Here is a 13,135-nt window from a genome sequence, read left to right as displayed (position 1 = left end):
GGAAACCCATGAAAGGGAGAACACGAATGGCTCAAACGCTTCTCATCACCGGCGCGTCGTCGGGTATCGGCGCGGCAACGGCGCGGGCGGCTGTGGCCGCGGGCTGGAACGTGGCGCTGGTCGCGCGCTCGACCGCCAAGCTCGAGGCCCTTGCCGAGGACCTGGGCGACGCCGCGATCGTACTGCCGGGGGACGTCGCCGACTTTGCCGCGATGGAGGCCGCGGTCGCCAAGGCGGTCGCGCAGTTCGGCGCGTTGCACGCGGCTTTCGCCAATGCCGGTCAGGGCATCACCCGGCCCGGCACCGAAAACGGCGACCCGCAGGAATGGCGCCAGGTGGTGGACGCGAACGTGATGGGCGTCCTGCATACCGCAAAGGCCGCGCTGCCGGAACTGCGCAAGACCCGGGGTCACCTCTTGCTGACCGGCTCCGCAGCGGGACGGCGGCACATCAAGGGCTCGATCTACGGCGCCACCAAGTGGTTCGTGCACGGCTACGGCGGAAACATGTCCGAAGAAATGCGCGAATGGGGCGGCCGCTGCACCGTCATCTCGCCGGGTATGGTCGACACCCCCTTCTTCGACGAGGCCAAGCCCGACAAGCTGCAGCCCGAGGACGTGGCGGCGGCGGTGATGTTCGCCCTGAGCCAGGACCCGCGGGCAGAGGTGCGCGAAGTTCACCTCATGCCGGTGAACTGACCCGACGGGCCGCCGCTTCCCCGGCAGGACGTGCGATAGGGCACGGGGTCCGCCGGCTGGTCCGGTGGCGTCGACTTCCTCCGGCGCGCTGGCGCTCGCCCGCCCGACGTGCGATCAGGAAGATGGCCCGCGCAGACGCCACTACAAGCAAGGGAAATCCGGCTCCATGCTCTACGACCACCGAACCTACACCTGCCGCCCCGGCACGATCGCCCGGCAAATGAAGCTCTACGAGGACCACGGGTGGCCCGTCCAGTTGCGCCATCTCGGCGCGCCGGTCCTCTACGGACGGGTCGAAACCGGCGACGTGAATTCGTATGTCCATGTCTGGGCCTACGACGATGCCGCCGACAGGGCCGCGAAACGCGCAGCCATGGCCGCGGACCCCGACTGGGCGGCATACCTGAAGAAAAGCGCCGAATCCGGCTACCTGGTCAGTCAGGTCAACACGCTCCTGACACCCGCGCCGTTCTTGCAGCCGACCTGAGGCGCCGGTCGCGCCGCCGCGCCCTCCTCGGCGCGGCCCGCCCACAGGACCACATGCCAATCAGACGGCAATGAGAACCGCCAAGGCCAGAAGTTTCATAGCGGTTAATTTCCGGAAATAATCAATGGAAATCAATGCCATGCGCAACCGTCCACGCGTGGACACCTTTGCCGTCTAGCCAGAATAATCGCGTCACTTATCGTCCCCCGGCCCTAGTCCGTGCCGGCGCGCGAACCACAGGAACAGCGGCAGCCCCATCGCGATCAGCGTGGTCAGCGCGAAGACGAACCAGTTGACCGAAAGCCCGATCAGCCGGAACTCGGCCCCCGCGCCCCAGAACAGCGCCCCCGCCGTTCCCAGCGCCACCCCCGAGACCACCAGATCGCCCAGCCCAACCGCCACCAGCGATTTCCGCGCCAGCGCCGGGTAGATGCCGAAATAGCCGATGGCAAGGCACGTCGCGTTGATGATCAGGATCTGGAACTCGGGCGACATGACCCCTCTCAAAGCCGGTAGATCGCGGCGAACTTGGCGTCCAGATAGTCCAGAAGCGGCCCCTCGTGCGGCGCGAAACCGCAGGCCCGCGCGACGGTCTCGGTCGGCTCGAAACGCGCGCCGTGGACCTGCACCCGTTCCCGCAGCCAGCCGGTCGCCGGGCCGGGGTCGCCCCGCTCCAGCGCCGTGTCGAGGTCCGGCAGATCGGCCCGCATCGCCTGCATCAGGCAGCCCGCATAGACATTGCCCAGCGTGTAGGTCGGGAAGTAGCCGAAGAGCCCGACCGCCCAGTGCACATCCTGCAGCACCCCGTGCGACGGCCGGTCGACCGGATAGCCGAAATCCGCCCGGAACCGCTCGTTCCAGGCCCCCTCCAGCTCCGCGACGGCCAGATCGCCGGCGATCAGCGCGCGCTCCAGATCGAAGCGCAGCATGATGTGCAGGTTGTACTGCACCTCGTCGGCCTCGGTGCGGATATGGCCGCCGGCCAGCCGGTTGACCGTGGCATAGAACGCCTCGGTCCCCTCGATCCCGCAATCGCCGAACTCCGCGCGGATCCGCTCGAAAAGCCAGCCGCAGAACGCGCGCGACCGGCCGATCTGGTTCTCGTAAAGCCGCGACTGGCTTTCGTGCACGCCCATCGACGCGCCCCGTCCCAGCGGCCCCAGCGCATAGGCCGGATCGACGTTCTGCTCGTAGGCGGCGTGGCCGACCTCGTGGATCGTCGAATAGAAGCAGTTGAACGGGTCGTCCTCGGCCACGCGGGTGCTGATGCGCACATCGTCGCCCGACCCCGAGGAGAACGGATGCACCGCCAGATCCAGCCGCCCGCGCTGAAAATCGTAGCCGAAGGCCTCGGCCAGCTGGCGCGCCAGACGCAACTGCGCCGCGCGCTCGAACTCGCCCAGCAGCGGCGCCGGCGCGTCGGCCACGCCCAGCACCCGGTCGCGCAGCGCGCGCAGCCGCGGCCGCATCCGGTCGAACATCGCCGCAATCCCCGCGCCGGTCGCGCCCGGCTCGTATTCGTCCAGCAGCGCGTCGTAGCGCGCGCCGCCCTGCGCCAACGCCGCCGCCTCCTCGCGCCGCAGCGCGACGATGCGCTCCAGCATCGGCAGGAAATGCGCGACATCCTCGCGCGCCCGCGCCTCGGCCCAGGTGCCATGCGACAGCGACACGCTGCGCGCGATCTCGGTGGCCAGCGCCACCGGCACGCGCGTGCGGCGGTCATACTCACGCCGGATTTCGCGCAGCTTGGCCGCCGCCACATCGTCGCCCGGCGCCGCCGCCTCCAGCCACTCGCCGATCCGCGGGTCCGCGGCGCGGGCGTGCAGCACCGCCTCCAACGCCGCCATTTCCTCGGCCCGCTGCGCGCCCGCGCCGCGCGGCATCATCACCTCCTGGTCCCAGCGCAGCCGGCCCATCACCTGCGCCAGCGCCTGGGTCTGGCGGTCGTGCTCGATCAGCCGTTCATAAGCCGTCATGCCGCGCGCCCGCCGCGGATCGTCCCACCCTCGGGATAGCCCGCCAGAAAGCGCGCGCGCAGGATCGTCACCCACAGCACGACGGCCAGGAACTGATGCGCGATCGCCAGCGGCCAGGGCGCGGCATAAAGCACGGTCACGATCCCCAGCACGATCTGCGCCGCCATCGCCGCCAGCATCAGATGGAACGCCCCGCGGACCGAGGCAAAGCCCGACCGCCGCGCCCGCATCCAGACGACGACGGCAAAGATCGCCAGCAGATAGCCCGACACCCGGTGGATGAACTGCACCAGCCCGTCATTCTCAAAGAAGTTGCGCCAGACCGGCTCCAGCTCGAACATCCCCGGCGGAAAGATCCCGCCGGCCATCAGCGGCCAGTCGGTATAGCCGCGCCCGGCATCGATCCCGGCGACCAGCGCGCCCAGCAGGATCTGCAGAAAGGCGAAATGCATCAGCCCCGTGGACATCCGGAACGCCCGCCCCTCGCGCGCCCGGCCCGCCTGCAACAGCGCCGCCTGCGACCGGCCCAACCGCATCACGTACCAGGCGATCAGCCCCAGGATGACAAAGGCCAGCCCCAGATGCACCGCCAGCCGGTAGGAGGCCACCGCCACCATCCCCTCGCCCAGGCCCGAGGCCACCATCCACCAGCCGATCGCGCCCTGCAGCCCCCCCAGCGCGCCCAGCCCCAGCAGCCGCCCTGTCCAGCCCGGCGGGATCTGCCCCCGCAGCCAGAACCACAGAAACCCCGCCGCCCAGACCAGCCCGATCAGCCGGCCCAGTTGCCGATGCCCCCATTCCCACCAGAAGATGACCTGGAATTCGCGCAGGCTCATGCCTTCGTTGAGCAGCCGGTACTGGTCGATCTGCCGATAGGCGTCGAATTCGCGCGCCCAGTCCGCTGCCGTCAGCGGCGGAATCGCGCCCGAGATCGGGCGCCAGTCGGTGATCGACAGCCCCGACCCGGTCAGCCGCGTCAGCCCGCCCACGGCGATGATCGCCACCACCAGCGCGAACAGTACCATCAGCCAGACCCGGATCGCCCGCCGCGCGCCGGCCGGGCGCTCGATCGTCACCCGCGGCGCCTCGGCCGGGCGCGCGCTGTCGGTCACTTCCTCGAAAATGGGGCGTCTTGCCATCGTCCACTCCTACACGCGCGGCAAGCTAGAGGCGCGCCCCGCCGGCATCAAGGGCGCATCGGCGGCAAAGGGGTCACGGCCGCCGGGTCAGTTGTCGCAGGATTCCGTGCAGGGTCTGAACCTCCGCACGGGTCAGCGACCAGCGCGTGAGCATGTTTCGCAGGTTGCGCTTCATCATCGGCGCCTTGTCCGGCGGAAAGAAGAATTTTACCGCCTCCAGCCGGTCCTCCATGTGATCGCCCAACCGCGCGACATCTCCTTGACTGGCAAGCTCGGGCACCAGGCCAGTACCCGGCGTCACGCCTTGCTGGCGCTGCCATTCATAGGCCATCAGCAGCACGCATTGCGCCAGGTTCAGCGAATAGAATTCCGGGTTCACCGGGACGGTCACGATGGCATTGGCGCGCACGATATCGTCGTTCTCCAGCCCCGCGCGCTCGGGCCCGAACAGCACGGCGACGCGCGCGCCGGCCGCCGACAGCGCCTGCGCCTCGGCCATCGCCGCCTCGGGGGTCAGGACCGACTTGACCAGCTCGCGCCCGCGCGCCGTCGTCGCATAGACCCGGTCGCAATCGGCCAGCGCGGTGTCGAGGTCGGCAAAGAGCCCCGCCCCCTCCAGCACCCTTCCTGCGCCCGAGGCCATCGCCACCGCCTTCGGGTTTGGCCAGCCATCGCGCGGCGCGACCACCCGCATCCGGTCCAGCCCGAAATTCAGCATGGCGCGCGCCGCCGCACCGATGTTCTCGCCCATCTGCGGCCGCACCAGCACCATGATCGGCGCCGCCGGCCCGCCTGCTTCCTGTTCCATCGCCATCCCCGGATCGTCCGCCGGTGCCTTGCCCCGCGCCGCGCGAAAGATCAACCGCGCGCCCCACCCCCGCCGACTTCGTCTGTCCGGAAATATCCCGGGGGGTGAATTGGTGCAGCCAAGAGGGGGGCAGCGCCCCCATTTCCCGCCTCACTCGCAGCCCGTCGGGGGCGGTCGCAATCGTTGCCAAACCCCTGCCGCACCGTTCGGAACTGCCATACGTTTGCCATACGCTTGCCAGCCATTTGCCATACGCCTGCCAGCACCCTGCCGGCGGCGTTTCCGGGTCCCGATCCCGCCCCGATCAGCCCTCGACCCGCAGCGCGGTCAGCCCGTGAAAATGGTAACTGTCGGCATATTCGGGCCGCCCGACCAGCCGCAAACCCGGCCGCCGCGCGAACAGGATCGGCAGCGCCGTGCGCATCTCAAGCCGCGCCAGCGGCGCGCCCAGGCAGAAGTGCAGCCCCGCGCCAAAGGCCAAATGCGGCTTGGCCATACGCCCCGGATCGAACCGATGCGGGGCCTCCCAGTGCCGCGGATCGCGCCCCGCGGCGGCCAGCAAACACGTCACCTCGGTCCCCGCCGCGATCCGGCGACCCATCACCTCGACCTCCTCGTAGGCGATGCGGGTGAACAGGTGCAGCGGCGGATCGACGCGCAGGATCTCCTCGACCGTGGCGTCCAGACGGCCGGGGGAAAGCCAGTCGCGCGGCCCGCCTGCCTCCAGCAAGACCTTGATCCCATTAGCGATCGCATGAACCGTCGCCTCGTGCCCGGCGTTCAGCAGCAGCACGCAGGTGGCGATCAACTCGTCGGTCGACAGCTGCGCGCCGGCGTCCCTGGCCGCGATCAGATGCGTGATCAGATCGTCGGCCGGACGCGCACGCCGCGCCTCCACATGGCCGCGCAGAAAGTCCGCGAAGTCCCGCGCGGCCGAGGCGGCGCGGTCCTCCACCGCGCGGGTGCGGCCGGCCTGGTACATCGCCACCATCGCGTGCGACCAGTCCAGAAGCTGGTCCTTCATCGCCTCGGGCACACCCAGCAGGCGGGCGATGACGATGACGGGGATCTGCTGCGCGAAGGCCGGCAGCAGGTCGACCGGCCCTTCCGGAAAGCGGTCGATCAGCGCCTGCGCCAGCGCCGCGATCTCGGGCTCCAGCCCGGCGATCCGCCGCGCGGTGAAGGCGCGCAGCACCAACCCGCGCAGCCGGGTGTGGCGCGGGGGTTCCAGCTCCAGCATCGAATGGTCGTCGATGGCGTAGAACGGGCGCAGGTGATCGGGCGGCGGCGAACGGTCCGGCCGCTCGCGCCCGAAGCGGCGGTCGCGCAGGATGGCGTTGACCGCGGCGTGCGACACGGCGCAGGGCAGGTCGTAGTCGTCCCAGTGGAGCAGCGGGCCGAGTGCGCGCATCCGGTCGTAGAACGGATACGGGTTCTGGACGAAGGCCGGATCGGTCGGCGACTGGGCGATGCGGGGCAGTTTCATCCGGCCATCGACCGCGTGTTCGCATGCGAAAGATCGCGTAGATTATTGATAATACGCGATAAAAGTCGTGATTTTAACAAGAATGAAAGGATTGGCGCCTGAGCCGCCGTGGTCGCCTCAAGGGGAAGCAGCCCGCGGGCATGCGAAAGTTTCGTTGCGGTTAACGGCACAGATTTTCTGTTCATTCCCAGTGCCTTGCGCGGGTGCTCAAATTTGAGCACCCGCGCGCCGACAGCCTCAGGCCCGAGCCAGCGCGGCCAGGATCCGCGCCCAGGACCGGATGCCCTTGTGAAAGCTTTCCAGGTCGTATTTTTCGTTCGGGCTGTGGATCTGGTCGTCGTCGCGGCCGAACCCGATCAGCAGCGAATCCATACCCAGGATCGTCTTGAAATAGCCCGCGATCGGGATCGAGCCGCCGCCGCCGATAAAGGCCGCCTCCTGCGGCCATTCGTCCGACAGCGCCTGCCGCGCGGCCTCGAACGCGGGATGATCCGTCGACATCACGCTGGCCGGCCCGGCCGAGTGGTTGATGAACTCCACCTTGCAATCGTCCGGCACGCGGGCGCGCACGAAGTCCTGGAACGCCTCGCGCAGCTTGGCCGGGTCCTGCTGGCCGACCAGCCGGAAGCTGATCTTGGCCGAGGCTTTCGACGGCAGCACGGTCTTGAAACCCGCGCCGGTGTAGCCCGAGGTCATGCCGTTGATCTCGCAGGTCGGGCGCGACCACAGCATCTCCAACGCCGTGCGCCCCTTCTCGCCCGCCGGGTGCTGCAGGCCGACCGCACCCAGGAAACCTTCGGCATCAAAGCCGAGGGCGTCCCACTGGCTGCGCAACTCGTCCGAAATCTCGGGCACGTCGTCGTAGAAACCCGGCACCTGGATGCGGCCGTCCGCGTCGTGCAGATCGGCGAGGATCCGCGCCAGCACGCGCGCCGGGTTCATCGCCGCGCCGCCGTACATGCCCGAATGCAGGTCGCGGACCGGGCCGGTGATGATCACCTCCTGCCCCAGCAGCCCGCGCAGCATGGTCGAGATGGCAGGCGTCTGCGTATCGAACATGCCGGTGTCGCAGATCACCGCCAGATCGGCGCGCAGGTCGTCGGCCTGTTCCTTCAGGTAGGGCACCAGCGAGGGCGAGCCCGACTCCTCCTCGCCCTCGAACAGGATCGACACCTGGACCGGCAACTTTCCGTGCTCGGCGACCCAGGCGCGGCAGGCCTCGACGAAGGTCATCAACTGCCCCTTGTCGTCCGCCGCGCCGCGCGCGCGGATCACCTTGCCCGCGGGCGTCTCCTCGACCTCGGGGTCGAAGGGATCGCGGTCCCACAGGTCCAGCGGATCGACGGGTTGCACGTCATAGTGCCCGTAGAACAGAAGATGCGGCCCCTGCCCCGCGGCCCCGTGCGCCACGACCATCGGATGCCCCGGGGTCGGATCGATGCGCGCCTTGAGCCCGAGACTTTCAAGATCGGCGCGCAGCCAGTCCGCGGCGCGGGCGCAAGGCTCGCGATAGGCCGGATCGGTCGAAATCGACGGAATGCGCAGAAGCGCCTTCAGCCGGTCGAGCGCGGCCGGAAGGTCGGCATCGATACGGGCCAGTACGGAACCGAGCGCGGCTTCGTCGGTGGGTGGGTTTTGCGGCACGATCTCACTCTCCTTCTTCGGATGTGGGCACGCTATGGGGGCGCAACAGGACTGTCCAGTGCCGGTTCCGTTTCCCGGCGCCGGATGCTAATAACGGCTGAAGTCCACGGAGTCCGCCATGCCCCTACCCCGCCTTTCGATCGCCGCGATTGCGCTTCTTGCCGCGCCGGCGGCAGCCCAGACCGTCCCCGGCGACGCCGCGCAGGCCATGCTTTATCCAAGCGACCGGGTCGAAGTGCTGGCCTACACGGTCGAAGGATTGAGCGAGGACGAGATCACGCTGCTGACACAGATCGCGGCGGACCAGAAATACTATGCCGCCGTGGCGTTCGCCCCGACCGAGGGGATCCTGGCCGAACCGACCGTCATGGCCGCCAACTTCCACACGATCGACGCCGCGCGCGTCGCGGCGCGCGCCCAGTGCAACGATCGCCGCAGTGGCGGCCAAGCCTGCGCCATCGCCTTCGAAGTCCGCCCCCGCGGCTGGGAACCCCGCGCCCTGCAGCTGAGCGCGGACGCCACCGAGGCCTTTGCCGCCGATTATGCGCGCGCCGCCACGCCACGCGCCTTCGCCATATCCACCGCGACGGGACAGTGGGGGGTGGGCACCGGCGCGGATGCCGCGGCGGCCGCGCTGAACCAGTGCCGCAGCGCCCCCGGTGCGGGCGATTGCACCGTCGTGGTCGCCGACTGACGCCGGCGGGGTGCGACAAAGTTTGGAGTTGATCCAGGTCATGTTATATGGGCATGGCGAAGTGTAACCGAACGAAAGACACCGACAGAGACCTGCTGTAGAGACGCCCGTTGCCCCAGCTCGTCGCCAGGGAGTTTGCCTTGACCTACGACGCCGCCCTCGACACCGCCCTGCAACGCCTGCACGATGAAGGCCGCTATCGGACGTTTATCGACATCGAACGCCGCCGTGGGCATTTCCCGCGCGCGGTCTGGCGCCGGCCCGATGGCACCGAGAAGGACATCATCGTCTGGTGCGGCAACGACTACCTGGGGATGGGACAGCATCCGGTAGTGCTGGCGGCCATGCAGGAAGCGGTGGAGAAGACCGGCGCCGGGTCGGGCGGGACGCGCAACATCTCGGGGACGACCGTCTGGCACCGGCGGCTGGAGGCGGAACTGGCGGATCTTCACGGCAAGGAGGCGGCGCTGGTCTTCACCTCGGCCTACATCGCCAATGACGCGACGCTGTCGACGCTGCCAAAACTGTTTCCGGGGCTGATCATCTATTCCGACGCGCTCAACCACGCGTCGATGATCGAAGGGGTGCGACGCAACGGCGGCGCCAAGCGCATCTTCCGCCACAACGACGTGGCGCATCTGCGCGAGTTGCTGGAGGCCGACGACCCGGCCGCGCCGAAGCTGATCGCGTTCGAATCGATCTATTCGATGGACGGCGACTTCGGTCCGATCGAGGCGATCTGCGACCTGGCCGACGAATTCAACGCCCTGACCTATATCGACGAGGTCCATGCGGTCGGCATGTACGGCCCGCGCGGCGCTGGCGTGGCCGAGCGGGACCGCCTGATGCACCGGCTGGACATCATCAACGGCACGCTGGCGAAAGCCTATGGCGTGATGGGCGGCTATATCGCCGCCAGCGCGAAAATGGTCGATGCGATACGGTCTTACGCGCCGGGATTCATCTTCACCACCTCGCTGCCGCCGGCGGTGGCGGCGGGCGCGGCGGCCAGCGTCCGGCACCTGAAGTCAGATCAGGCGCGGCGAGACAAGCAGCAGGAACACGCCCGCGTGCTGAAGATGCGGCTGAAGGGCATGGGGCTGCCGATCATCGACCACGGCAGCCATATCGTCCCGGTCCATGTCGGCGATCCGGTCCATTGCAAGCGCATCTCGGACATGCTGCTAGAGAACCACGGGATCTACGTCCAGCCGATCAATTTCCCGACGGTGCCGCGCGGGACCGAACGGCTGCGCTTCACCCCCTCGCCGGTGCACGACCCGAAGGACATCGATGCGCTGGTGAAGGCGATGGATCAGCTGTGGTCGCATTGTGCGCTGAATCGCGCCGAACTCTCTGCGTAAGCGATAAACCGCTTCAAAGAATCGTTGGGCTCTGCTAAAAGGGTCCACAAGGGATAGGTGCAGACCGGGCCAATATAACAACTTTTTGGCGAATCGGGGCAACCCAGAAACCCGTGCGGGCAGTCGAGACAGGAACAGCTTCATGATCTGGCGCAAAGATCAGGCACCGGCGGAGCAGCGCACAGGCCCCAGGGGATTCGACGATTACGAACTGAAGCTTGGCGATCTGCTGCGCGGGGAGCGCGCGACGCTGGGCAAATCGCTGATCGACGTCCAGCGTGAACTCCATATCCGCGCCGCACACATCGCCGCGATCGAAAACGGCGATCTGTCGGTCTTTGAAACGCCGAGCTTCATCGCCGGCTTCGTGCGTTCCTACGCGCGCTACCTGCAGATGGACCCGGAATGGGTCTATACCCGTTTCTGCGACGAGCATGGCTTCGCCGTTCAACACGGCATGTCCGGTTTCGAGACAAATCGCGGGCAACCGCGGACGCCGGAGACGCGCGAACCGGTGCTTGCCGGAATGGGCCTTCTGCCCGATCCGGACCCCTTCTGGCGGCGGATCGAGCCGGGCGCGCTGGGGTCTTTCGCGGTCCTAGTCGTGCTGATCGCCGGGCTGGGTTTTGCCGGCTGGACCGTCCTGCGCGAGGTGCAGCGCGTGCAGGTGGCGCCGGCGGATATCGTCCCGAACGTTGTCAGCGATTTCAATCCCTTGTCGGACGAGAGCAACATCGCCTCGCCGCTGTTCGATAGCGATCCGCTGGATGCACCGCTCGGCGGCAACCGCGCCGGCGCGGCGGAGGGACATGTGCGTGTCGCCCGGCCGCAAGCGCTGGATGTCCCCGTGATGGTGCCGCGCGATGGACCGATCGCCGCGATCCCCCGCAACAACGAACCGGTCGAGCCGGCCGTCATCCGCACCGACCTCGCCATTGCCGAGGCGCTTGCCGATCCCGTCGACGAGGCCTCGACCGCGCCGCGCGTCCATGACGACGGACCGCCAAGCGTCGAGGTTCTGGCCGTGCGCGCGTCCTGGGTGCGGGTGCGGGCCGCCGACGGTTCGGTCATCTTCGAACGGATCCTCGACGCCGGCGAGTCCTATACCGTGCCGCAGACGGAATTGCCGCCCACCCTCCATGCCGGGAATTCGGGCTCGGTCTACTTCCTGATCGATGGCGAGCCGCATGGTCCTGCCGCCGAGGGCGCGAACGTGGTCCGCAATATCGTGCTGTCCTCGGAAGCGCTGACAGAGCGCTTCGCCCGCGCCGACCCCAGTCGAGATGCCGATCTGGCGGTTTCGGTTGCCAATCTGCGCAACGACTGACGTCTTCAGGCGCGCTGCCAGAACTGCAGCGCAAAACCCTGTAAATAGACGTAATTTTCTGATTTCCTCCAGCAGGCATCACGACCCTGTGGCCTCCGGAAACGAGGGGGTGATTGCCTTGGTGCCGGAATGGCAATATCTGGAGTTGCGGTGGCGCAGCGAAGGGACAGAGCATGTCGCACAACCCCATCCGACCCTGGCGCAACATCGAACGGCGCAAATCTCGGCAGATCATGGTCGGCGCCGTCCCCGTTGGCGGTGACGCGCCGATAACCGTGCAGACCATGACCAACACCGCGACAACCGACGTCGCCGCGACCGTCGCCCAGGTGCAGGCCGCGGCAGAGGCGGGGGCTGACATCGTGCGGGTCTCGACACCGGACGAGGCGTCGACGCGGGCGCTGCGCCAGATCGTACGCGAGAGCCCGGTGCCGATCGTCGCGGATATCCATTTCCATTATCGCCGCGCGATCGAAGCCGCCGAGGCCGGCGCTGCCTGCTTGCGCATCAATCCCGGCAACATCGGCTCCGCAGAGCGCGTGCGCGAGGTGATCCGGGCCGCGAAGGCCAACGGCTGCTCGATCCGCATCGGCGTGAATGCCGGCAGCCTGGAGAGGCATCTTCTGGAAAAATACGCCGAGCCCTGCCCCGAGGCGATGGTTGAATCCGGTCTCGACCATATCCGGCTGTTGCAGGACAACGACTTTCACGAATTCAAGATAAGCTGCAAGGCGTCCGACGTCTTTCTGGCCGCCGCGGCCTACCAGTCGCTGGCCGACGCCACCGACGCGCCGATCCACCTGGGCATTACCGAAGCTGGCGCATTGATGACCGGGACGGTGAAGTCGGCGATCGGGCTGGGGAACCTGCTGTGGATGGGGATCGGCGACACGATCCGTGTCAGCCTTTCGGCCGACCCGGTCGAGGAGGTGCGCGTCGGCTACGAGATCCTGAAAGCCCTGGGACTGCGACACCGCGGCGTGAACATCATCTCCTGCCCCTCCTGCGCGCGGCAGGGGTTCGACGTGATCAGGACGGTCGAGGCACTGGAAGCACGACTTTCGCATATCAAGACGCCGATGAGCCTGTCGATCATCGGTTGCGTGGTCAACGGCCCCGGCGAGGCATTGATGACTGACATGGGATTCACCGGCGGCGGCGCCGGATTCGGCATGGTCTACGTCGCCGGCAGGCAAAGCCACAAGATGTCGAACGACCGGATGATCGACCATATTGTCGAGCTGGTCGAGCAGCGCGCCGCCGAAATCGAGGCCGACGCCGACCAGACCCGAGAGTCCGCCTGAAAAAAACGCGCCGGGGAACGAATCCTCGGCGCTTCAAGTTGCCCGGCGCGGAAGCGGCACCGGAAACGGGAGATAAAGATCAGGCTGAGCGATATGCCTGAGCCTCACCATTATCCTAAGTCGAAGGACGCATCGAGTCTTTGACATGGATCAATCATTTCTGCGCTTGCAGTGGAACCTTGACGATGACTGGGGTAATCAGGATGGG

General features: G+C 67.6%; 12 protein-coding genes. 6 read left to right on the top strand and 6 right to left on the bottom strand.

Annotated elements, in window-relative coordinates; all coding sequences use genetic code 11:
- Positions 1-26: 26 nt before the first annotated feature.
- Together IM708_RS13990 and IM708_RS13985 are read left to right on the top strand one after the other, a co-directional pair.
- Positions 27-698 (top strand): SDR family NAD(P)-dependent oxidoreductase, encoded by a 672-nt coding sequence (locus IM708_RS13990; protein ID WP_209427193.1) that lies wholly within the window; start codon positions 27-29, stop codon positions 696-698.
- 64 nt (positions 699-762) lie between these two features.
- The gene (locus tag IM708_RS13985) at positions 763-1,185 is read left to right on the top strand and encodes an NIPSNAP family protein (RefSeq protein ID WP_348524979.1); all 423 of its coding nucleotides are present in this window, start codon (positions 763-765) and stop codon (positions 1,183-1,185) included.
- Positions 1,186-1,377: 192 nt separating this feature from the next.
- Here the strand turns inward: IM708_RS13985 and IM708_RS13980 are convergent, their stop codons facing one another.
- The 6 genes from IM708_RS13980 to IM708_RS13955 all read right to left on the bottom strand — a co-directional run bounded on the left by IM708_RS13980 (position 1,378) and on the right by IM708_RS13955 (position 8,238).
- On the bottom strand, positions 1,378-1,680 hold the full coding sequence (locus IM708_RS13980; RefSeq protein ID WP_209427192.1) for a hypothetical protein: 303 nt from the start codon (positions 1,678-1,680) through the stop codon (positions 1,378-1,380).
- A gap of 8 nt (positions 1,681-1,688) precedes the next feature.
- Positions 1,689-3,161: a carboxypeptidase M32 gene (locus IM708_RS13975; RefSeq protein ID WP_209427191.1), complete on the bottom strand. Its 1,473-nt coding sequence runs from the start codon at positions 3,159-3,161 to the stop codon at positions 1,689-1,691.
- Positions 3,158-4,300: a heme A synthase gene (gene ctaA / locus IM708_RS13970; protein WP_209427190.1), complete on the bottom strand. Its 1,143-nt coding sequence runs from the start codon at positions 4,298-4,300 to the stop codon at positions 3,158-3,160. Before ctaA ends, IM708_RS13975 begins: the two co-directional genes overlap by 4 nt.
- Positions 4,301-4,373: 73 nt before the next feature.
- Complete coding sequence (locus IM708_RS13965; RefSeq protein WP_209427189.1) at positions 4,374-5,108, bottom strand: RNA methyltransferase; 735 nt, start codon at positions 5,106-5,108, stop codon at positions 4,374-4,376.
- Positions 5,109-5,412: 304 nt separating this feature from the next.
- On the bottom strand, positions 5,413-6,588 hold the full coding sequence (locus tag IM708_RS13960; RefSeq protein ID WP_209427217.1) for a cytochrome P450: 1,176 nt from the start codon (positions 6,586-6,588) through the stop codon (positions 5,413-5,415).
- A 243-nt stretch (positions 6,589-6,831) separates the two neighbouring features.
- On the bottom strand, positions 6,832-8,238 hold the full coding sequence (locus IM708_RS13955) for a dipeptidase (RefSeq protein ID WP_209427188.1): 1,407 nt from the start codon (positions 8,236-8,238) through the stop codon (positions 6,832-6,834).
- Positions 8,239-8,356: 118 nt separating this feature from the next.
- On the opposite strand from IM708_RS13955, the gene IM708_RS13950 reads away from it, so the two are divergent.
- The 4 genes from IM708_RS13950 (at position 8,357) to ispG (ending at position 12,927) form a co-directional block, all read left to right on the top strand.
- A complete protein-coding gene (locus tag IM708_RS13950; RefSeq protein ID WP_209427187.1) occupies positions 8,357-8,932 on the top strand; it encodes a 5-aminolevulic acid synthase in 576 nt (191 codons plus the stop codon).
- A gap of 140 nt (positions 8,933-9,072) precedes the next feature.
- Entirely contained in the window at positions 9,073-10,296 is a 1,224-nt protein-coding gene (hemA, locus tag IM708_RS13945) for a 5-aminolevulinate synthase (RefSeq protein ID WP_209427186.1), read from the top strand.
- Between the two features lie 142 nt (positions 10,297-10,438).
- Entirely contained in the window at positions 10,439-11,623 is a 1,185-nt protein-coding gene (locus IM708_RS13940) for a RodZ domain-containing protein (RefSeq protein WP_209427185.1), read from the top strand.
- Between the two features lie 173 nt (positions 11,624-11,796).
- Entirely contained in the window at positions 11,797-12,927 is a 1,131-nt protein-coding gene (gene ispG, locus IM708_RS13935) for a flavodoxin-dependent (E)-4-hydroxy-3-methylbut-2-enyl-diphosphate synthase (RefSeq protein ID WP_209427184.1), read from the top strand.
- The last annotated feature ends 208 nt before the right edge of the window (positions 12,928-13,135 follow it).

Origin of the sequence: Pararhodobacter sp. SW119 (assembly GCF_017811755.1) — a bacterium.
GTDB lineage: Bacteria > Pseudomonadota > Alphaproteobacteria > Rhodobacterales > Rhodobacteraceae > Pararhodobacter.
Note: the sequence above shows the minus strand (reverse complement) of the source record. Positions and strands in the feature narration are given on the sequence as shown.